The sequence below is a fragment of the Candidatus Liberibacter americanus str. Sao Paulo genome (assembly GCF_000496595.1).
GTDB lineage: Bacteria > Pseudomonadota > Alphaproteobacteria > Rhizobiales > Rhizobiaceae > Liberibacter > Liberibacter americanus.
Map to the genome: position 1 here is coordinate 238,125 of NC_022793.1, position 21,815 is coordinate 259,939.

Sequence of the window (21,815 nt, forward strand, 5' to 3'; positions counted from 1 at the left end):
GGCTCTATTGAATATAAAAGATTGTTGCATGCAGGTTTAAAGGTGTTAAGTTTATTGGTATCAAGAAGTATGCTGTTTCATAGTTGTTGCAGAGAGTCTGCTATATACAGTTTATATCTTTAGATATCAGTATGAATATCGCCAAACTAACCACTATTAAGGCACTAAATATAATGTCAAAATATTTGTTCATGCTGTTTATGTACTTTTTATTTTAATCATTCAAATTATCAATAAAGATTTTTGTCTTTATCTCATTATCGATTATAATTATCTTTAAGTAAAGTAAATGCCTATTTAAATTAAAAAAATTACGGTGAGACATATGCATTTACGTATCGTAATAAATAACTTGTTAAATTTCAAAAATGATATTTAAATCAACTTGATTTTACTATTTTTATAAAATGCTAATTTTCCTGTTTGTACTTTGCTTTATTTTTAATATAATTACAAGCTTTTATCAAAGTAATGATGAGGAGAGTAAAGCGATAAATGCAGATTTACAATACTAGTTTCTATACACATAGTATATTCTTAACAAAATCATTTCAATAAATTCAAAATTTATAAGTTAAAAGAATGGATTTCTATATTCTATCACAATTAATGAAAAAATTTAGGGGGTTACAGCTAAATTATCGCTATATACTTCTGTCGTTTGGACGATTGTGTTATAGTATATGTAGTTCTTGATGTTGCCGTATCATGTTTATATTAAAACAACAATCAGAAAAACTTTGTTTAAGACTGTTTGAATCAAGATGTAAACCTTCTCATTCCTCTTTGTTTTTTATGATAACCTAATAATTACCAATTATAGATTTTATTTTTAATATTATAATTGGAATATGCCTCATAATAGCACGTTTATTAGGTAAGTAGATGAATAAAAATTTGAGAAAGGCTTCTTATTAATATTAATACGATCCATAGATTTAAAAGATTGCGGGGAAAAATAAAATTCTAAATTGAATTATTGAGGTGCCGTAAATTTTCAGATTGGTATTATCTTTTAAAATGCGATACTATCTTTATAAAAAACAAATTAAAACAAATGATTTATAATTTTGATGGTGCACCCGACAGGATTCGAACCTGTGACCCTTGGAATCGGAATCCAATACTCTATCCAGCTGAGCTACGGATGCTTAGATTATCGATATATGCTACTACCTTATTATAGAAAAGGATGTTATATTTATTACATTACATCATGAATTCTATTTCGAAACACACTATCTGCAAAAGCAATGCTTTGATTATTAATTACATATAAACTGACTGTTAATTGTTTTATAATATCTATTACTTGAACATTTTACATTGTATTTCTATTAATTATATTAAATTTTTCCTATTAAAAAAGGATTCGTGCGTCTTTCTATTCCTATATTGCTGGTATGTCCGTGTCCGCAAACAAATGCCATTTCATCTCCTAGAGTAATTACCTTGTTTTTTATTGTTTCTATTAATTTTTGATAGTCGCCTCCTATAATATCAGTTCTTCCAATAGCTCCTCTAAATAGTACATCTCCTAAGTGTGCAATATTATTTTGAAAATTTACGTAGATCACATGACCAGGGGAATGTCCTGGACAATGAAAGACCTTGAAAATATGTTTCCCTAAAGTAATAGTATCACCATCATTCAACCATTGATCTGATGAAAGGCTACGTGCTTCCATTTTAATAGATAATAATTCTGCTTGTTTTTCTAATTGTGCCATCATGTAAAGGTCATCTATATGAGGTCCCATGATCTTTAAAGACAAATCTTCTCTTAATTGAGCAGCTCCGCCTGCGTGATCTATATGTCCATGAGTAATCCAAATCTGTTTCACACGAAAATTGCGTGATTTAATAACATCTTTTATAATATCAAGATCACCTCCAGGATCAACAACAACTGCTTCCAAGCTTTCTTCATCAAATAAAAATGTACAATTTTGCCTGAAAGGAGTAACCTTTACTATGTGAAAAGATAGTTTTGACATAAATTACTTCCTTTGCTATTTACTTAGTTCGGTGATTAAAGGTGTTTTTTAAAAATTATAAGATATCTTTATAAATGTTACTATATTATCATATTTACTATTTTAATTATTATTTATAGAGCTCCGCTATCTGTTGTGAGAAACGCTTCCCCACATGCTTTAGCCAAAGCTCTAATTCGAAGTATATATCGTTGTCGTTCGGTTGTAGATATTGCTCCTCTTGCGTCTAAAAGATTAAATATATGAGAAGCTTTGATACATTGATCATATGCAGGAAAAACACATGAATGATAATTTTGATGATTATTAGAAGAACCTGCATCTAATATATCCAAACATTCCTTTTCATGGTCAATAAAATGACTGTGTAAAACTTTTGTATTTGCATATTCAAAATTATATCTTGAATACTCTTGTTCAGATTGATAAAAGATGTCTCTGTAGAGAATTTTTTTTCCTGCAGCTTCATTAAAAATGATATTATATACATTGTTGACGTTTTGAACATACATAGCAAGCCTTTCTAGGCCATAAGTTATTTCTCCAGATATTGGAGAACATTCTATGCCGCAGACTTGTTGGAAATATGTGAATTGAGATATTTCCATTCCATCGCACCAACATTCCCATCCTAGTCCCCAAGCTCCGAGGGTTGGACTTTCCCAGTTATCTTCAACAAAACGAATATCATGAAGCAGTGGATTTATGCCGATGGCTTTAAGAGATTCTATATACAATTGTTGTAAATTAGGCGGATTAGGCTTTATTATAACCTGAAATTGATAATAGTGTTGTAAACGGTTTGGATTCTGAGCATAACGACCATCTGATGGTCTACGCGAAGGCTGAACATACGCCACGCTCCAAGGGCGTGGACCTAGTGTGCGCAAAGTTGTTGATGGATGAAAGGTTCCTGCTCCCACTTCCATATCGTAAGGCTGTAAAATAGTGCAACCCTGTTCTGACCAATATTTCGTCAAAATTAATATTATATCTTGAAAGGACAGGTTATCTTTTTTGTCATTAACTGGTTTCAATATAAATACCTTTCATTAAATACGTTTTTGCAAAATATTTTCAGGTTTATAATTAGTTTCATAGATTCCTAATATAGGATAGAAGTGCTTTATACTATTGCTAATGTAACATATTATCTTAACTTTATATGATTTTCTTTTATTATTTGAAATAAATGCCTATGTATTTATTACATTAGATTGATCATTAATGCATAAACTAATATTCATTGATATTGCATTGTATATAAGGATATTTAATTTTATCTATTCACATGGCTAATTTTATATATCATATTCCATGTTTTAAATTAAAAAATAAAATTATATTATTAATTTACTTGGGTTAAATTTTTCATAAATTGACTTAGCCTATTTTCTTAGTCGGCTTAAGGTTGATATTCCATTAATAAGATCATTAACAAAGATTGAATAAGATTGGCCATTTTTTTCATGAAGGAATATAGGAGGACGCAAGATTAATCTGCCGCGCATTCCCTTAAGTCCTGTAACTAGGATACGTGAGGCACATTCTCCTTCCCTGGGATATAGTGATATTATTTCCAGTGCACCAATTCTTCTTGCACATGCGTTTAAAATCATTCCTAATGATTGAGGTCTTGCAATTAATGATAACTGCCCGTTAGGCTTCATTATAGCGCAAGCGGTACGTATCCATTTTTCGAAAGAATCTTCTAACATCACATGTGCTTCTTCTTTTATTTTATCTGGCGTAAGGCTTCCTACTCTCTCGTTAAAAGGTGGGTTCATAATCACATGATCATAAAAATTATTTTTTAAACCAACTAGACTGCGATTTTCTCCATTTAAAGTAACATCTATTTCTATTATAGAAACTCGATTTGAAATTTTTGCATTAGCAGGCAGTGCTAGAGTTTTACGTGCATAATTTACCATTAATTGTGAACGTTCAACTAGTAGAATTTGTGCTTCATCTAATCTAGATGCAACCGCAAGACCTGCTGCTCCTGCACCTGCTCCTAGATCTGCTAAGTTAAATGATCCTTTGGCGTTAACTAGTGATGCTAAAATCATTGCATCCATACCAGATCGGTGTCCTTTAGTCAAAGGCTGTACTAAATAGAACTTGCCTTGATGAAAAGCGTCTATTGTTTCTTCTTCCATTTTCTATTCATTATCTCTTTAAGATGAGTTTAATAGAGGGGTTGCTTATAAAAATATTTTTTTTATTAAATATGAATCTTCAATTATATACAATATAATTGTATGCATAACATTCCTGATAGCAGTTTTAATTGCAATCACTACTTTAAAGATAGGATAGGGAATTACACATGAAAATGTTAGAAGAAATTACTTCCAATGAAATGAAACAAGTTAATGCCCTTATTGTTGATAGGCTGTATTCAAATGTTGGAATTATTCCAGATATTGCAAAATACCTCATTTTTGCTGGAGGGAAAAGGCTAAGGCCTATGTTAACATTGGCAGCTTCTTCAATGCTTAAATATGATGGCAATAAACATGTAGTACTGGCTTCTGCAATTGAATTTATTCATACAGCTACCTTGTTACACGATGACGTTATAGATGACGGTCAATTAAGAAGAGGTAAAGTTGCTGCACGATTAGTTTGGGGTAATCAGGCAAGCGTTCTAGTCGGAGATTTCTTGTTGAGTCAGGCATTCCGTATGGTAATAGAAACAGAATCTCAGCAAGCTCTGGAAGCTCTTTCATTAGTTGCCTGCACTCTCTCAGAAGGGGAGTTGCAACAGTTATCTATGTCTAAGAATCTTCATGTTACAAAGGAAGATTATCTACAGGTTGTAAAATCTAAAACAGCCATATTATTCGCTGCGGCATTAGAAATAGCTTCTTTGATTTCAGGAGCAGATATTTCTATTCAAAAAGCACTTAGGTTATATGGAATGAACCTTGGTGTTGCATTTCAGCTTGTTGATGATGTTCTAGATTACAGTGGTAATATTGATGAGATGGGTAAAAATATTGGTGATGACTTCCGTAATGGGAAGATTACTTTGCCAGTTTTAATTGCTTTTCAGAGAGGCACAAGTCAAGAAAAAGATTTTTGGATATCGTCCGTTAGTGAGGGCAAAATGGAAGCTGATACTTTGGAAAAGGCTCTATGCTTAATAAAAAATAGTAATGCATTAGTAGAGACAGAATCATTAGCACATTATTATGGTAAAAAAGCCAAAGATGCTATCAAGTGTTTGCCGGATAGCTATTGGAAAGAATCTTTTTTGGAAGTTGTTGATTTTTGTATTGGACGTATTAATAAAAAAATAAATAATAATAAAATTGATTCTTAGGTGATTACATTTAATTATTGATATTGATATTTTACTGCATCATTTAATAATATTTATTTATAATATCCTATAGAAGATATACTATGCCTGTTAATTTCATATTTATGGTGCTATTTAAGATTTTTCGTCAGTCTTGGTTAATATTGATAAAATTTGCAAATTTTATTTAGATTATATGCATGGTGTAATGTATAGTGTACATATGTGTTAATTATTAATATCATGTTGATTTTAATTCCTGTATTTTTGATAGTAATACTACATTATATGATCGATTTATCAGCTAATTTTTAGATTAATTTATATAAGAAATGAAAATATATTCATATATTAATTATTTAGCGTAACATTAGCGTATTTATTCATAATATTAAGACTTAATTGAACGAATTTATGGTTATATATTGAATGTATTTATTAATAAAAATGTAAATAAGTTTCTATGATAGTTTATAGTATGCATATTTCTATGTTTGTATACCTGTTATTTTTTGCTATTTTATTTTATTTAGCTTATTATTAAAAAGAATTTGTCCTTTTAGGAAACTCTTGAGATATATGTTGTGACTGCAAAAATACAAAAAATACATTTTGAGGCATCTGATGCTTTAAAGGCAAAGGATGCGTATATTAAGTTTGTTGATATATACGGAGACAGTACTCCTGAAGAAGCAGATGTTATTGTTGTGTTTGGAGGTGATGGTTTTATGCTCCATAACCTCTATAAATCAATAGATCATGGAAAGCCCGTATATGGTATGAATTGTGGCTCTGTTGGATTTCTTATGAACGAGTATTGTGAATATAATTTACTAGATCGTCTTGCTTCTTCGGTAGAACATATTTTTCATCCTTTAAGGATGGTTGTTTTTGAAAAAGATTCTGTAAATGCGGAGATTTTTGCGATCAACGAAGTATCTTTACTTCGTCAATCTTTTCAAGCGGCAAAATTAAAAGTTATAATTGATAATCAAGTTAGATTGCATGAGCTTGTTTGTGATGGCTTAATTGTTTCTACACCAGTTGGTTCAACTGCTTATAATTTGTCCGCATACGGACCGATTTTGCCTTTAGATTCTCCACTTTTAGCTCTTACTCCTGTAAGTCCTTTTAGCCCGCGTCGTTGGAGAGGAGCTCTCCTTCCAAATAATGTTATCGTAGAAGTACATGTTTTAGATGCTAAATCTCGTCCTGTTAGTGCTACTGCTGATCATACTAGGTTTGAATATATTTCACGAATACAAGTATCTCAGTTTACTGATGCGACCATACGTATTTTATCTGATCCTAATAGATCCTGGTCAGATAGAATTATGGCTGAACAATTCCCTGTTTGATAGTTACTAATTTATTTTTTTATTGCGAGTGCTGCTTTCATAAAATCATCTAAATTGCCATCAAGAACATCTGTAGGGGAACTTTTCTCTATATTTGTGCGTAAATCCTTTACCATTTGATATGGCTGTAAAACATATGACCTAATTTGTCTTCCCCATCCAATTTCTGTTTTAGGAGTTTCCTCTAGATTAGTCATTTCCTCACGTTTTTTTAGTTCTAACTCATAAAGTTTAGCTCTTAACATATTCCAAGCTTTTGCCTTATTTTTATGTTGAGAGCGTTCTTGTTGGCATTGCACAACTATACCTGTTGGTATGTGAGTAATACGCACCGCTGAGTCTGTCGTATTGACGTGCTGACCTCCAGCTCCTGAAGCTCTATATGTATCAATTCGACATTCTCCCTCATTCAATTCTATTTTAATTGATTCATCTACAACTGGATAAACCCAAATTGAAGAAAATGATGTATGTCTGCGGGAATTGCTATCATAAGGAGATATTCTTACTAGCCTATGAACTCCTGTTTCTGTTTTAAGCCAGCCGTAAGCATTATGTCCTTTGATTAGTAAGGTAGCTGATTTTATCCCTGCTTCTTCTCCATCATGTAATTCTAGTATTTCTGTTTTAAAATTTCTTCTTTCAGCCCATCTAATATACATCCGTAACAGCATGTTCGCCCAATCTTGGCTTTCAGTTCCTCCTGCACCAGAGTGTACTTCAAGATAGGAATCATTAGAATCTGCCTCACCAGAAAGTAGAGTTTCAAATTGTTTGCATTCTGCATCTAATTTGAGTTTTTCTAAGTTATCTATTGCCTCTTGAAATGTTGCAATATCATCTGATTCTATAGAAAGTTCTAATAGTGTTATGTTATCACAAAGTTTATTTTGTAATTCTTTAATATCAGTGATCGCATCTTCAAGATGCTGACGTTCTCGCATTAGTGATGTAGCTTTGTCAGCATCTTCCCATATATTTGAATTTTCTGCCTCATAATTTAGAAAATTCAATCTTTTGATAGCATCATCCCAGTTAAAGAGACCTCCTTAGCAGTTGAATAGCTTTTTTTATCTCGTTAATAGTATTTTGCGTTTCATTATTTAATGGAGGCATTGTTTAATTCCTTCTTAAACAAATAAATTTTCAATGATTTATTTATTAACAACGTTATGGATAGATTTAGTATAATCCTCCGGATTTAGAATGAATTGCTTGATCAGCTTGAGGCGATCTTCTTAATATTTCTTCAGAAGAAGTGTTGTCAGTATCATCAATGACAGTATATTCTGTAAGTGGTCCAGTTCCAGGTTTAAAAGCTTCGATAATTGTATCTATATCTCCTTTTTTTGCTAACATTCCTGAGCGTTTATTTATAGGAATAAGCCTCATCCCTTTTGGTATTATAAAACGTGAAGTAGGAGTGTTTTTAAGCGCATTTTTCATAAAATTATTAAATATAGGAGCTGCAAGACTTCCACCACTTGCATCCAAAGTAGCTGGTATGTCATATCCAATGTATATTCCAGTTACAAGTGTCGGAGTATATCCTATGAACCAAGTATCTCTACGATTGCTGGTTGTTCCAGATTTCCCTGCAATAGGACGATTGATTTTTATTTTGCCAGCTGCAGTGCCGTTTTTAATAACTCCTTCTAACATAGAATTTATTTGATAAGCTGTCATAGGATCCAATACTTGTTCTCGTTTATCAATTATTTCTGGTTCATCCTGTCCATTCCAATTTAGGTAATTACAATCTTCACAAATGCGTTTTTCTTGATTGAATATGGTTTTCCCAAATCTATCTTGAATACGGTCTATAAACGATGGTTTGATTTGTTTTCCTCCATTTGCAAAAACTGCATAAGCTGAAACCATACGAAGCACAGTTGTTTCTCCAGCTCCTAATGACATTGCTGAATTAGTGCGCATTTTATCATAAATGCCAAAGTTTTCTGCGTATTCAGCTAAAACGCTCATTCCCATGTGATGAGCTAGTCGTACTGTCATAAGATTACGAGATTTTTCTAGCCCAAAACGTAAAGTAGAGGGGCCAGAAAATGTTTTGTTAGAGTTTTCCGGCTTCCATATTTGTCCAGCTTTGTTAACAATTTCTATCGGAGCGTCCATAATTAATGATGCAGGAGTATATCCGCTATCTAATGCCGCAGCATAGACAATTGGTTTAAAACAAGATCCCGGTTGGCGCATTGCTTGGGTAGTGCGGTTAAATTCTGATTGTGAATGAGAAAAGCCACCTATATTTGCAAGTATTCTACCAGTTCGAGGATCCATTGCGACTAATCCGCCTTGAACCTTTGGAATTTGACGTAATCTCCATCCTTCTTCATCTTTCTCTACATAAATTACGTCGCCAGGTGATAGAATAAGGCTTGGCTCTGGTTCGATTTTTTTATCTTCTGGTAAAGAATTATAAGCCCAACGCATATAATCTGCTGGGATAATGTTTTTTTGATTCTCAGAATTCATTTTACTATTTATATTTGCTGATGGGCGAATACCAATTGTTACATTAGAATTAGAAACTTCTAAAACAACAGCAATATTCCATTCAGGTACATCATATAATAGTGGCATTGATGATAGGGAACTTTCCCAGTTTTTCAGACTTATATGCGTTATTGGCCCACGGAATCCCCATTTTTGGTCATAATTCACCAATCCATTTTGCATGGCTAGTCTTGCATATGATTGTAATTCAGGGTTAAGAGATGTGCGCACTGATAATCCGTCTTCGTAAAGTGCTTTTTCTCCATAAAATCCAACTAGCTTACGTTTTACTTCGTCTGCAAAATATTCAGTGCCAATTAGATGAATTCTATTATTTTTATTGACTACTTTTAGTTCTTTGCTTTTAGCAATAGCGGCTTGTGCATTAGTAATATATTCGTTTTCTGCCATACGATCTATAACCCAATTTCGTCTAGAAACTGCAGCTGCGGTTCTTGTAAAAGGATTATAATTGCTTGGACCTTTAGGAAGAGCAGCTAGATAGGCAGCTTCTTCTATTGTTAGATCGCTTACTGACTTATTAAAGTAAGTCAAAGCTGCACCTGCTATTCCGTATGAATTGAATCCGAAAAAAATTTCATTTAGATAAAATTCTAATATTTTCTCTTTATTATAAGCTTTTTCGAGGCGGAAAGATAAAAGTATTTCCTTGATTTTACGATCTATTGTTTGATTCGAGCTTAAAAGAAAATTTTTAGCTACTTGCTGTGTTATGGTTGACGCTCCTTCAGGACGCCTTCCTTTCCCAATATTTCTTAAATTATGTATTGATGCACGAATAATTCCAAATATATCAACGCCTGAATGGTAATAAAAATTTTTATCTTCTGCAGAAACAAATGCATATTTGACGTGAGCTGGAATTGTTTCGATAGGTGAAAACAATCGATTTTCTTTTGCATATTCTGCTATAAGAGCTCCATTCCCTGCATGTATTCTGGTGGTTACAGGAGGAGAATAAGAATTTAAGACTGCATAATCAGGAAGATTCTGAGAAATTTTAGCTATATAAATGCTGATTCCTAACACTACACCTAGAAATGAATAAGTGATAAAACCGAAAAAATATCCAGTTAAGCTAACTATACGAGGATACATCAGAAACTCTTTGATGTTGACAAAAAAATTATGATCTTTATTTACAATCAAAAGTCACATTTGTAAAAAAAGCATAAGACATCTTAATATAATCTCATATGCTTGATTTTTGAGAAAAACGCAAGCTTTTCCCGTACATAATACAATATTAGACAATTATTTTTAGATTATAAATATAATTACAGCTATATTGCTAAATATATTATCATTGTTTAATTTATACAGTGTTACTGTATATGATAAAATTGGTTTATTATTAAATTGTTGATATTCGACTAGAAGCTTTTTTCATATTGATATATTGCTACACAGAGATTAATAATGATTGGCTAGCTTTTTCTTTTTAGTCAATTTATGCGGTAATGCGTTATTGTTAAAGTTAAGGTTTATCTTGGATCATAATGTCTGAGAACATTGATTTTAACCTGAAATCTGTTTTTTTATTGTTTTTTCTATCTTCTATTTTTATTAGTTGATTAGGATAATTTTCGCCGGATATCTAATAAATGATGTCTTTGGATATAGTTATAAGTTAGTTTATCTCATGTCGCATGAAAGTTGTTTGAGTTATATGGTTCATTCGGATATGGATGACTTGAGTTTTACGCTAAGTGCGTATCTGGGATCTACGTATTTTTATCATCAAGTGCTGTCAATCTTGTTTTTCTGGATTTTTTACTGATACAGATTACCAAAGATTGAAGCTGGGGAGAGAGAAGTAATGGCAAATAAGATGCTTATTGATGCTTCGCATACTGAGGAAATACGCGTTGTTGTCTTGCGAGATAATCGCGTTGAAGAGATTGATTTTGAATCTGAACATAAGAAACAAATCAAAGGAAATATTTACCTAGCGAAGGTTACACGTGTTGAACCTTCTTTACAAGCAGCTTTTGTGGATTATGGAGGGAACCGTCATGGATTCTTGCCTTTTCCTGAGATTCATCCAGATTATTATCAAATACCCTTTTCGGATCGTCAGTTTGCCTCAAAGGTTTCGAATGAGGTTCATGAAAATTCTGATATTATTGAAAATGATGTCTCAGAAACTGATGTGTTAAATAATTCTGTAAATGAACAAATAGAAGCTGAATCTATGACTGTTGATTTATCTATAGAAGATGAAACTACAAGTGAAAATTTAAATAATAATACGATATCTGATCGTGAAGAGATTAAAAATGATTCTTTCAATAATGAACCCAATAAATTGCGAAGACAGTATTGTATTCAGGAAGTTATAAAAAATCGCCAGATTATATTAGTTCAAATTGTTAAAGAAGAGCGTGGTAATAAAGGTGCTGCTGTTACTACATATTTATCTTTGGCTGGAAGATATTCTGTATTAATGCCTAATACATCTCGAGGAGAGACTATTTCGAGGAAAATAAAGAATCCTGTTGACAGAAAACATCTAAAAGAAATTGCGCGTGATCTTGAAGTTCCTTCGGGAATGGGTGTGATTTTGCGTACAGCTGGCGCATCTCGTTCTAAAATTGAAATAAAACGTGATTTTGAGTATTTGATGCGTCTTTGGGATAATATGCGTGATCTTGCATTAAATTCTGTTGCTCCTCATTTGGTTTATGAAGAGGGAAGTTTAATTAAGAGATCAATTAGAGATCTTTATGGCAAAGATATATCCGAAATTATTGTTTCTGGTGAAAAAGGATACCTTGAGGCAAAGGCTTTCATGAAACTATTAATGCCTAGTTCTACTAAGATAGTTCAGCAATATTATGGAGTACATCCAATCTTCTTCCGTTCTGGTATTGAAGCTCAATTAGATTGTTTGCATCAAGCAGAGGTTACACTACCATCTAAAGGATATATTATTATTAATCAGACCGAAGCACTTGTTGCTATCGATGTTAATTCAGGTCGTTCAACACGAGAATGTTCTATAGAAGATACTGCTCTTCAAACCAACTTAGAAGCAGCTGAAGAAATTGCACGTCAGCTTCGTTTGCGTGATTTAGCGGGTTTAATAGTTGTTGATTTTATAGATATGGAAGATAAGATAAATAATCGTACTGTCGAAAAGAAGCTAAAGGAGAGTTTAAAAAGGGATAGAGCGCGTGTCCAAGTTGGTTCTATATCTCATTTTGGACTTTTGGAAATGTCTAGGCAACGTATTAGATCTTCTGTTTTAGAAAGCACTACAAAAATTTGCGCTACTTGTAAGGGATCTGGGTATGTACGTTCTCAATCTTCTATATCATTGAGTGTTTTAAGGAGCATAGAAGATTATTTATTACAATCTACGAATTATAATATTACTGTTCATACGCATTCAGATGTTGTTTTATATTTGCTAAATCAGAAACGTGCTACAATCTTTGAATATGAGAATAGATTTGGTGTTGCAATTAATTTGGTAATTGGTGTTAATCTAGAAAATAAGCTTTTTTACATTGAAAAAGGATCTCCCGTTCAGTCTCCAGTTAAAATTGGATCTGCAGTTGATTCATTGCAATTTCAAGGCTCAGAAAATAATTTGAATCAAAATGATGGAAATATCGGATCTTCTCAAGATGATGGCAGTGAGACAAAAAATAATTGCTCTCGATCATCAGAGGATATGCAAAGTGAAAATTCAGAAAAACAGTTAGTTTCTCAAGATTCAAAAGAGTTGAATGAAGGTACTTCTTCTGATTATAGGAGAAAGAGAAGGCGTCGTAGTAGACGTAGGCGTTCTGTGGTTGATCATTGTAATATATCTGCTACTGATGTTTTGGGACCTGTTAAAAATGTAGTTGATGATAATTTTATAAATCAAGATGTTGTATTATTTGATAGTGACGATAAAAAATCTTTGCCTGATAATTCTGATATTGATTCTACAAACTCTAATGATGGATTAACTTTTTCTGAGACGATTGCTGAGAAAGATGTTAATTCTAAGGTATCTGCTCCTATTAAGAAATTGAGTTGGTGGCTACGTCGTAAATATTAGATATACTTTCTATTTTAGTTATTCTCATAATACGTTTATATGATTATTTCATAGATGTTATTATAAGCGTATTATGAGATGCTATAAAATCTGAATTGATATTTTTAGCATGTTATTTATATATCTGATGTTAATTTTTTTAAGTAATAAATTGCTTCTAGGGCTTCCAATGGCGTTATTTTATTTGGCTCTAATTGTTTAATTTTTTGAATTAATATATCAAATTTAGATGCATTTTCTTTTGATTTATTAGTTTTTATTTTCTGTATTTGACCAGTAATTTGCTTATCTAGTGGTTTTTTATGATACAATTCTTCAAGCATTTTTAGTATTTCGTATGCCCTAGATATTACCGAATATGGGAGTCCTGCCAATTTACTAACCTGTATCCCATATGAATGATCAGCAATACCTGGAATAACTTTATGTAGGAAGAATACTCCTTCGCTGTTTTCTTTTACTTGTAGAGTAGCATTATGAAATCTTGATAATTTTTTTTCTAAGTCTGTCAATTCATGAAAATGAGTTGCTAATAAGCCACGACAAAAATTAATCTCATGTAAGTGTTCTATAGTTGCCCATGCTATAGAAAGTCCATCTAATGTAGAAGTTCCTCGTCCAATTTCATCTAGAATTACGAATGATTTGTTTGTTGCTTGATTTAAAATTGCTGCTGTTTCGATCATTTCTACCATAAAAGTAGATCTTCCGCTTGCTAAATCATCAGCAGATCCTACTCGAGAAAATAATTTATCTACGATGCCAATGTGAGCAAAACATGCAGGAACATAAGATCCCATTTGCGCCATAATTAGGATTATTGCATTTTGACGTAAAAATGTGGATTTACCACCCATATTCGGGCCTGTAAGAAGCCAAAGATTTCCAATATTATCATTGTTATGACATGATAGATCACAATCATTAGCTATAAATGGTTTTGATAGTTGTTGTTTTAATTTTTTTTCAACTACAGGATGACGACCGTTTTTTATAATAAATTTTGATGAATCATCAATAATGGGACGGCAATAATTCTCTTCTTTAGCTAATTTAGCCAAAGCTACTGATATATCAATTATAGAAATTGATTGCGATGCGGAATTGAGTGTTTCCGAATTCTCTATTATAGATCTAGATAGATTTTCGAATATCTCTAATTCAATCAATAATGATTTATTTGTAGCATTTGTAATACGATTTTCTAAATCAATAAGTTCAATTGTAGTAAAACGCGTTAAATTGGACATAGTTTGTCTATGTATATATTCTTTATCTTGTGTTAATGCGACAGAATTATTTGAATTTACTTCAATAAAATACCCTAGATGATTATTGTGCTTTATTTTGAGATTTTTAATGTTTGTTTTTTCGGCATAATTTAATTGTAGAGAGGCAATAATACGCTTAGACTGGTCACGTAGCAATCGTGCTTCATCTAAATCTGGATTTGCTCCATCTCTTATAAATCCTCCATCTCGTTTTAGATTAGGTAAGTCTTCAGATAGCATAGATGATAATTCTCTTTCTAGAGAGATAGGTAATTTTTTTAATTTTTCAATTGCTTCACGTAACTCTGATGGTATTTCAGTTGCTTTCATGACATTAAGGATGTCTGTTCCAGAATTTATTCCATCACGAATGACTGCAAGATCTCTTGGTTCGCTACGTTTTATTTTTAGACGTGAAAGAGCTCTTGTTATATCAGGAGCAGATTTTAGTATTTTTTGTATAGAATCAATCAATTTTGGATTATGAAGAAAAAAATCTATTGAATCAAAGCGGGAATTAATTTGTTTAGTATCTGTTAAAGGAGATGATATTCTTTCAGCAAATAGTCTGCCTCCACCTCCTGTTACGCTATAATTGATAGTTTCTAATAAAGAGCTATTGCGAGAAAGGGATAGTGTATTTACAATTTCTAAGTTAACACGAGCAGCAGAATCAATAAATAGTGTTGATTCCATATCTTCTCGTTCAGGTTTTCCGATTGTCGATTTTTCCAAAAGTTGTGTTTTTTGAATATAAGCAATAGCTGCTGCAGCTGCTGTTTTTTCAGGTTGAGAAAATGATCCAAAGGAATCTAATGTTGTTATATCATAATAATTAACAATACGATTTTCAGCAACTATGCTGTCAAAGAAAACGCATGGTTGTGGTATTGCTAAATTTCCTATTGTATCAAATATTAATTTATTTTCAGGATTTAATAATTCTTTTTCAGAGAATATAATTTCGCTCGGATTAATCCTCATTATATCTGAAATTAATCTCGTTTTATTTGATTTAGATACTTTAAAAAATCCGGTGGATATATCGATCCAAGCAATTGCCCATTCTGTTTTAATTCTAGCTACTGCCATTAGATAATTAGAATATTTTGGAGAAAGAAGGTTGTCTTCGGTTATTGTGCCTGGTGTTACAATTCTAACTACATTGCGACGTAATAATGATTTGTTCCCTCTTTTTTTTGCATCTGCAGGAGATTCAATCTGTTCACATATAGCAATTCGATGACCTGACTTGATTAGTTTCTGAATATAAACTTCTGAAGTATGTGCTGGCACTCCACACATAGGAATATCTTGATCTAAGTGTTTTCCTCTTTTTGTTAATGCAATTCCTAGACAACGAGAAGCCTCAATAGCATCATCAAAAAATAATTCATAGAAATCTCCCATCCTATAGAATAATAAACTATCAGGATTTACAGATTTTATTTCAATATATTGACTGATCATTGGAGTTGTGGATTTTTTTGTTTTATCTGTTTTTACATCAACAAATGATTTTGGTGGAAATTTATATTCTTTTGTCATGTCTTAATAAATTGCCTTATTTGTTTAGTATATGAAAAATAAAATATAATAGATACGATATAATTCATGATGCCTTATGTTATAGGCATAGTTCTATTATTTAATATTATTTTTTATAGAGGATGATTTCTAACCTAATAAGTTTAATATTTTTGATCATTCATATGAAGTCATTGTTTCATTATATATAATTAAAAATGCTCCAATGGATATTAGGGTATCTGCAAGATTAAAAATAGGGAAAGATATGTCTCGAATTTGTATCATTATATAATCTACTACATAACCATATGTACATTGATCCATTAAATTGCCTAAAGCTCCAGATATTATTAGAATAAATCCTATATTTAGCACATTGTTGTTTTTTGCATATTTGGTCCACATAAATATAGTAAAAGATATTATTAAAAAGCGGATAGTCATAATTATCCAAGGTGATACATCAGAAAAAAATGAAAAAGACACACCAGTATTATGTGTACGGCACAAGAAAAAAAAAGGTAAAATATAAATTGGCTGATGTATGTTAAGATGGGTTTCTACTGCTATTTTAATAGCTTGATCCAGGATTAGAGAAAAAGCAATGATATAAAAAGCTATAAAATGGCGATAGGCAATCATCCTTTAAACCTCATAAATACTTATTATAATAAACATATCTATATTTAAAATAGTTTTGATTATAAGTGTAATAATATTTTACTTTATTACTAAATAGTTTACATTAGATTGATTACAATAGAATTATTATAATAAAAATTGATCATTTGATAAATTTTATAAATAGGAAAAACTACTGTTTTGAAAGTAGAATAAAATAAGCTTATAGTCTTTTCTCTTCAAATTATCCTTTACTTCTTCCTGTATTATTTAGGATGTTTTGCTATTTTATTTATTAATTTATATCTTAATTATAACTAATTTTAGAAACTAAGATTTATTTTATTTGTCTAAAATTAGATACCAATATCTACATAATTAGCGAATTATATTAATATATTGTGATGTTTTAGATAAATTTATTTAGGATTGTAATTCTCATTAAGACGTTCTTTTAAATTTTTGCCTGATCTGAAAAACGGGATCCATTTTTCTTGAATAGGCATAACCTTCTTATTATAAGGAGATCTTCTTAATCTTGCAATACGTTTTTTTACGGCAAAAGTTCCAAATCCTCGTAGCTCAACGCGTCTGCCATATATAAGAGCATTAGTAATTTCTTCTAATAAAATATTGAGCATTTGCTCAATATTTTTGCTATTAATATTCGGATTTTTTTTTGCGATTGCTTCTACTAAAGAAGATTTTATCATTACTTTTCTATCCTATTTGCATTAAAAGTAGTAATTATTACTGATATGGACTTATCGCTAATAAACCACTATAACCATTTTCTGTATTTGGAATCAAACCTCCCATAATATATCCCATAATAGAACCATTGGATAAACGTTCCCAATAAGATTGAGTAGAGCTTAAATTTTTAATTCTGAGAGCTTTTTTATCAATTTTCCACTTAGAGCTTAACATACTTAAAATCTCTTCATTTCCTCCTATAACATCAATAAGCCCTAATTTCTTAGCTTTTTTCCCGCTATAAATACGCCCATCAGCCAAAGTCAGAGTTTCCTTATATGATAGGTTCCTAGATTTTGATACAATCTGGACGAACGATTGATAAGCTTCATCCACCATTTCTTCAAGTAATCGTATACTATCTTTGCTAATATTAGTATAAAGGCTAGGCTCTGCTTTGAGTGGCGATGACTTAACCGTAAATATTGATACTCCTAATTTGTCTAGCAATGGTTTAAGCTGTGGGACAGCGTATAGCGCGCCAATAGATCCAACCGTAGAGCTACCTGCTGCCACTATGGCATTGGCGGCACAAGAAATTAAATATCCTCCAGAAAGTGCCATTGCTTTAACATGTGCAATAACAGGCTTATTTTTTTTAACTTTTTGAAGAGCATTATATATCTCTTCTGATCCATGAACACTTCCTCCTCCTGAGTATATGGAAACTATTAATGCTTTTGCTGCATTGTCATTTTCAACTTTTTCAATAGTTTCCAATAATTTTGGATTATCACCGATCACACCATTAATTTCTATTTTTGCTATATATGGCATCCTAGGTTCAACGTAATTATTCCATAAAAAGCTGACAGCCGTTAAAGCTAATAATAGAATTACTGTATGCCGTAATTTTAATTTCGTCAAAAAATTGCATTTAGTTGATATCATCTTTGATACATCTTTCAGAGGGAGTTAATATTACTAAACAATTATCAATACTCTTGATTTAATATTCAAGATTATATGGTATTGTTTGTAAGGAATCTTTATATTGCAGTCTATTTTGGAATAAAATTGATCTTTTTGCAAGTTATAATTTTAATTTGATATAATGTTATTTTTTTGATAGGAGCGATATTATTTATGATTAATTTTGATCATTATGATCAAGATAGAATTTTATTACAAAGGCAAAAGGCATATCAAAATTCAATGATTGTGAAATTTTTGAAAATTGCATTGCCTATTATAACTATTATAATTTTGTCTTGGTTGTTGTTTATTTCTTGGGTTAGATTTCATTCTACATCTGTTTTAGGTGATTTTGACATTATAGATAATGTAATTCCTAGACAGATTAACATGCAAAAATTGATCATGTTGGATTATAAAAATGATAAGAAAGCATTCTCAATCATTGCAGATAGTGTTAATGCTAATATTAATAATCAAAATATGCTTTTTTTGCATGGTATGAACCTTAATATTCCTATAAAGGCTTATAATGGGGATATTAATATAATTGCTGATACTGCAAAATTTGATGTTTACAATAATTTGCTAGATATAAATCAACCTTTTACAATGAAAATTCGAGATGACACAAAGATTGATTATAAATCTGCTGTTATAAATGTAAAAAAATCAACTTTGGTTAGTAATGAAGATTCGGTTTTTACAAGTCCAAAATTTAAAATTTATTCTAAGTCTTTTAATATGGGCGATGATGGTAAGACAGTAATTTTTTCGGGAGGTGTATTTGCTGTAATAAAGCGTTAAAATATATGAAATAAAAATTTCATTCGAGTAAAACTTTTTATGTCTTAATTGTATAATTTATTTTTTAATATTATATGAACATTTATATTATGGTCTGTGTATTTATCTCTATTCTATTTGAATGTTATTTTTGTAAATATAGACATTATGCATATTTAGAGCGATGATATTTTATCATCAAATGATTTTTGGGATTAAAACTTATTGTTTGCTGATTATATGAGGATAAATATTATCTGTGCTATAAAATTGCTAAAGAGTATTTTATATAATTCAGAGTAATGTGTTTTTTATTTTTTAGATGTAAAATAATGCTTATTATAGAAAGCTTATATGAATCTTTTTGATTTTAATTGATCATAAATTTGATTTTAAGAAATTATTAGATATTATATGACGTAGATAATGTTTGCTATTTATAATTAATGGATGATATCCAATTATGAAAATAATACCTTTTTTTTCTAAATTATTAGGCAAACATGATGTATCACAGGTAAAAATTCATCAAGAAAGATGCCTATCAGTTCGTTCTTTGTCTAAAAAATCTAATGATTCATATATAGTAAAAGATTTTGATTTAGATGTTTTTCCTGGTGAAATTGTTGGCTTGCTTGGACCAAATGGTGCGGGTAAGACGACCTGTTTTTATATGATAACAGGTTTGATTTCTTCTGATAGCGGCTCAATTAATATCGATGGTAATAATGTGACAAAATTGCCTATGTATAGGCGGGCTAGACTTGGCATTAGTTATTTGCCGCAAGAATCATCGATTTTTCGTGGATTAACTGTTGAGCAAAATATCCTTGCAGTTTTGGAGATGCATGAAAAAGATAAAAAGAAGCGTTTTGAAAGATTGGATTCTATATTAGAAGAATTCAAAATTACAGAATTTCGCCATTTATTATCGCCATTATTATCAGGAGGACAGAGACGTCGTTTGGAAATAGCGCGCTCTCTTATTAGTTATCCTTCTTATATATTGCTTGACGAGCCGTTTGCTGGAGTAGATCCTGTTGCTGTTTCTGATATACAAAGTCTTATAAAAGATTTATCTGATCGCGGTATTGGTGTTTTAATAACAGATCATAATGTATACGAGACACTAAATTTGATTAATCGCGCTTATATTATACATTCAGGTAAAGTGCTTGCACATGGTGAAGTAAATGATATTGTTAATAACGAAGATGTACGTAGATTCTACTTAGGTAATGGATTTTCGCTTTAATTATTTATTATAAATTAATTTCTATTTTTGTGATGTTGATGGCTTTTCACTATGACAGGATAGCCACTATAACTTATTCAATATACACTCTAATTATGAAAATAAGGACACCTTGAAAAGTGTCCTTTGCGCAATAAAAAAAATAATAAAATTTATTATAAAAATTTTTTATGAAATCTCAAATTAGTCTACCGGTTTGCTATACTTTTATCTATCTAACAGCTCATAAAAATAACTAGTTACTGTGCTTCAACCATAGCTGATACTTCATAGCCTTAAAAGCCACAAAAATCACACAATACAAGATGTTTATTCACTGCAATAGACAAAAAATTACAATAAACCTTACATTCAAACCTCATCATTTAACTGGTAAATAAAGAGATATAAATACTCATATATAATATATAAAAACAGCATAAAAAGGAAGTGCTATTAATAGATATCAGCAATGCATAAATCGCATTATCAGTGATTATTTTATGAGCTTATATTTTTTTAATTGATTCTATTTTTTTCTTAAATTCAATCAGACTGATCCAAGCGTCTTTTTTGAAATATGTATGTTCTATCATTTCTTGAGGGTGTGCTATAGATATAGTTGGTATTTCTTTGTTTTTGACTATAATTTTATTATAATTGTCAAGATTGTTATTATATGTTTTATCTTTTTTAAAGAAAATTTTTTTCGTATCTTTTCCAAGTAGTAATATTATTTTAGGTGCTGCCAATTCGATTTGTTTTATTATAATAGGGCGACATATTTCTATTTCAATTGTTGATAGTTTTCTATTTCCAGGGGGGCGCCATGGAGAAATCATTGAGATACATGTTTCTTCTCTATTAATCTTGATAGACTTGAGAATTTCATTTAACATATCTCCAGTTTTTCCAGAGAATGGTTTGCCATTTATGTCGTCTATATCACTAGGTGTATATCCTATAATCATTACATCTTTTGCGTATTCTTGATCGGCGCAAATAGTCGTACGTGCCGTATGTAGCAGTTTGCAATCATTAAAAGAGGAAAGTAATAACTTGAGTTCATGTAATGAAGTGGCAGATTCGGTTATTGAGTAAGCCTTTTCTATAACTGAATCATTTATATTCAAGTCGGCATTTATTGATTTTGAAGTAGATTTAACAAAACTATCTTGTTCATTCTCTATATTTACTATTATAGTTTCATTTTCTTTGTCGTTTGAGTTTTCAAATAACCAATGAACTCCTGAATCAGCATAAAACAGAGCAGTGGTTAACATTTCTGCACGAGATAATTTTTCCACATAAGTCATTGTATCTTTCTCTAAACAATTTGAAATTAGTAAAAAATAATCTTGTCAAAATAAAGAAAATTCTTAAAAATAATAAAAGCAAAACTATATTTGAAAATAAAACAAATAATTTACTTAATGTATTATAGTAAA

General features: G+C 30.9%; 15 protein-coding genes and 1 tRNA gene. 5 read left to right on the forward strand and 11 right to left on the reverse strand.

The window, feature by feature from the left end:
- Window positions 1-1,074 precede the first annotated feature (1,074 nt).
- The 4 genes from LAM_RS00990 to LAM_RS01005 form a co-directional block, all read right to left on the reverse strand.
- Window positions 1,075-1,151: transfer RNA gene (locus tag LAM_RS00990), tRNA-Arg, on the reverse strand.
- 195 nt (window positions 1,152-1,346) lie between these two features.
- Entirely contained in the window at window positions 1,347-1,997 is a 651-nt protein-coding gene (locus LAM_RS00995) for an MBL fold metallo-hydrolase (protein WP_007556717.1), read from the reverse strand.
- Window positions 1,998-2,110: 113 nt separating this feature from the next.
- A complete protein-coding gene (locus LAM_RS01000; RefSeq protein ID WP_007556716.1) occupies window positions 2,111-3,034 on the reverse strand; it encodes a glycine--tRNA ligase subunit alpha in 924 nt (307 codons plus the stop codon).
- Window positions 3,035-3,385: 351 nt separating this feature from the next.
- Window positions 3,386-4,159 (reverse strand): tRNA1(Val) (adenine(37)-N6)-methyltransferase, encoded by a 774-nt coding sequence (locus LAM_RS01005; RefSeq protein WP_007556715.1) that lies wholly within the window; start codon window positions 4,157-4,159, stop codon window positions 3,386-3,388.
- 170 nt (window positions 4,160-4,329) lie between these two features.
- On the opposite strand from LAM_RS01005, the gene LAM_RS01010 reads away from it, so the two are divergent.
- Window positions 4,330-5,328 carry a polyprenyl synthetase family protein gene (locus LAM_RS01010; RefSeq protein ID WP_007556714.1) on the forward strand — a complete coding sequence of 333 codons (999 nt, stop codon included), beginning with the start codon at window positions 4,330-4,332 and terminating at the stop codon, window positions 5,326-5,328.
- Window positions 5,329-5,891: 563 nt separating this feature from the next.
- Window positions 5,892-6,665 carry an NAD kinase gene (locus LAM_RS01015; protein WP_007556713.1) on the forward strand — a complete coding sequence of 258 codons (774 nt, stop codon included), beginning with the start codon at window positions 5,892-5,894 and terminating at the stop codon, window positions 6,663-6,665.
- 11 nt (window positions 6,666-6,676) lie between these two features.
- Here the strand turns inward: LAM_RS01015 and prfB are convergent.
- Window positions 6,677-7,781 (reverse strand): peptide chain release factor 2 gene (gene prfB, locus LAM_RS01020; RefSeq protein ID WP_144079395.1). Its coding sequence is split into 2 segments (ribosomal slippage): window positions 6,677-7,702 and window positions 7,704-7,781, totalling 1,104 coding nucleotides; the frame shifts between segments, so codons are not numbered across the junction.
- 66 nt (window positions 7,782-7,847) lie between these two features.
- Window positions 7,848-10,286, reverse strand: coding sequence for a penicillin-binding protein 1A (locus LAM_RS01025; RefSeq protein ID WP_040055828.1), 2,439 nt, complete (start codon window positions 10,284-10,286; stop codon window positions 7,848-7,850).
- 745 nt (window positions 10,287-11,031) lie between these two features.
- Here LAM_RS01025 and LAM_RS01030 point away from each other — a divergent pair.
- Complete coding sequence (locus LAM_RS01030; RefSeq protein WP_425277101.1) at window positions 11,032-13,254, forward strand: Rne/Rng family ribonuclease; 2,223 nt, start codon at window positions 11,032-11,034, stop codon at window positions 13,252-13,254.
- 116 nt (window positions 13,255-13,370) lie between these two features.
- On the opposite strand, the gene mutS is transcribed toward LAM_RS01030, so the two are convergent.
- From mutS to sppA, 4 genes are all read right to left on the reverse strand, one after another.
- Complete coding sequence (gene mutS, locus LAM_RS01035; RefSeq protein ID WP_007556709.1) at window positions 13,371-16,073, reverse strand: DNA mismatch repair protein MutS; 2,703 nt, start codon at window positions 16,071-16,073, stop codon at window positions 13,371-13,373.
- Between the two features lie 156 nt (window positions 16,074-16,229).
- Window positions 16,230-16,697: a signal peptidase II gene (gene lspA, locus LAM_RS01040; RefSeq protein ID WP_007556708.1), complete on the reverse strand. Its 468-nt coding sequence runs from the start codon at window positions 16,695-16,697 to the stop codon at window positions 16,230-16,232.
- A 398-nt stretch (window positions 16,698-17,095) separates the two neighbouring features.
- Window positions 17,096-17,389 (reverse strand): HU family DNA-binding protein, encoded by a 294-nt coding sequence (locus LAM_RS01045; protein WP_007556707.1) that lies wholly within the window; start codon window positions 17,387-17,389, stop codon window positions 17,096-17,098.
- Window positions 17,390-17,426: 37 nt separating this feature from the next.
- The gene (sppA, locus tag LAM_RS01050) at window positions 17,427-18,323 is read right to left on the reverse strand and encodes a signal peptide peptidase SppA (RefSeq protein ID WP_007556706.1); all 897 of its coding nucleotides are present in this window, start codon (window positions 18,321-18,323) and stop codon (window positions 17,427-17,429) included.
- Between the two features lie 195 nt (window positions 18,324-18,518).
- Here sppA and LAM_RS01055 point away from each other — a divergent pair, with 195 nt between their 5' ends.
- On the forward strand, window positions 18,519-19,154 hold the full coding sequence (locus tag LAM_RS01055) for a hypothetical protein (RefSeq protein ID WP_007556705.1): 636 nt from the start codon (window positions 18,519-18,521) through the stop codon (window positions 19,152-19,154).
- Window positions 19,155-19,596: 442 nt separating this feature from the next.
- On the forward strand, window positions 19,597-20,388 hold the full coding sequence (lptB, locus tag LAM_RS01060) for an LPS export ABC transporter ATP-binding protein (protein WP_007556704.1): 792 nt from the start codon (window positions 19,597-19,599) through the stop codon (window positions 20,386-20,388).
- Window positions 20,389-20,876: 488 nt separating this feature from the next.
- Here the strand turns inward: lptB and LAM_RS01065 are convergent, their stop codons facing one another.
- Window positions 20,877-21,683, reverse strand: coding sequence for a uracil-DNA glycosylase (locus LAM_RS01065; protein ID WP_007556703.1), 807 nt, complete (start codon window positions 21,681-21,683; stop codon window positions 20,877-20,879).
- Window positions 21,684-21,815: the final 132 nt, after the last annotated feature.

What these genes read in the sequence shown, in the direction of transcription:
- lspA (WP_007556708.1), bottom strand. Translation starts at nt 16,697, where the DNA reads ATGATTGCCTATCGCCATTTTATAGCTTTTTATATCATTGCTTTTTCT.
- LAM_RS01065 (WP_007556703.1), bottom strand. Translation starts at nt 21,683, where the DNA reads ATGACTTATGTGGAAAAATTATCTCGTGCAGAAATGTTAACCACTGCT.
- sppA (WP_007556706.1), bottom strand. Translation starts at nt 18,323, where the DNA reads ATGATATCAACTAAATGCAATTTTTTGACGAAATTAAAATTACGGCAT.
- LAM_RS01030 (WP_425277101.1), top strand. Translation starts at nt 11,032, where the DNA reads ATGCTTATTGATGCTTCGCATACTGAGGAAATACGCGTTGTTGTCTTG.
- mutS (WP_007556709.1), bottom strand. Translation starts at nt 16,073, where the DNA reads ATGACAAAAGAATATAAATTTCCACCAAAATCATTTGTTGATGTAAAA.
- LAM_RS01010 (WP_007556714.1), top strand. Translation starts at nt 4,330, where the DNA reads ATGAAAATGTTAGAAGAAATTACTTCCAATGAAATGAAACAAGTTAAT.
- LAM_RS00995 (WP_007556717.1), bottom strand. Translation starts at nt 1,997, where the DNA reads ATGTCAAAACTATCTTTTCACATAGTAAAGGTTACTCCTTTCAGGCAA.
- LAM_RS01055 (WP_007556705.1), top strand. Translation starts at nt 18,519, where the DNA reads ATGATTAATTTTGATCATTATGATCAAGATAGAATTTTATTACAAAGG.
- LAM_RS01045 (WP_007556707.1), bottom strand. Translation starts at nt 17,389, where the DNA reads ATGATAAAATCTTCTTTAGTAGAAGCAATCGCAAAAAAAAATCCGAAT.
- lptB (WP_007556704.1), top strand. Translation starts at nt 19,597, where the DNA reads ATGAAAATAATACCTTTTTTTTCTAAATTATTAGGCAAACATGATGTA.
- LAM_RS01005 (WP_007556715.1), bottom strand. Translation starts at nt 4,159, where the DNA reads ATGGAAGAAGAAACAATAGACGCTTTTCATCAAGGCAAGTTCTATTTA.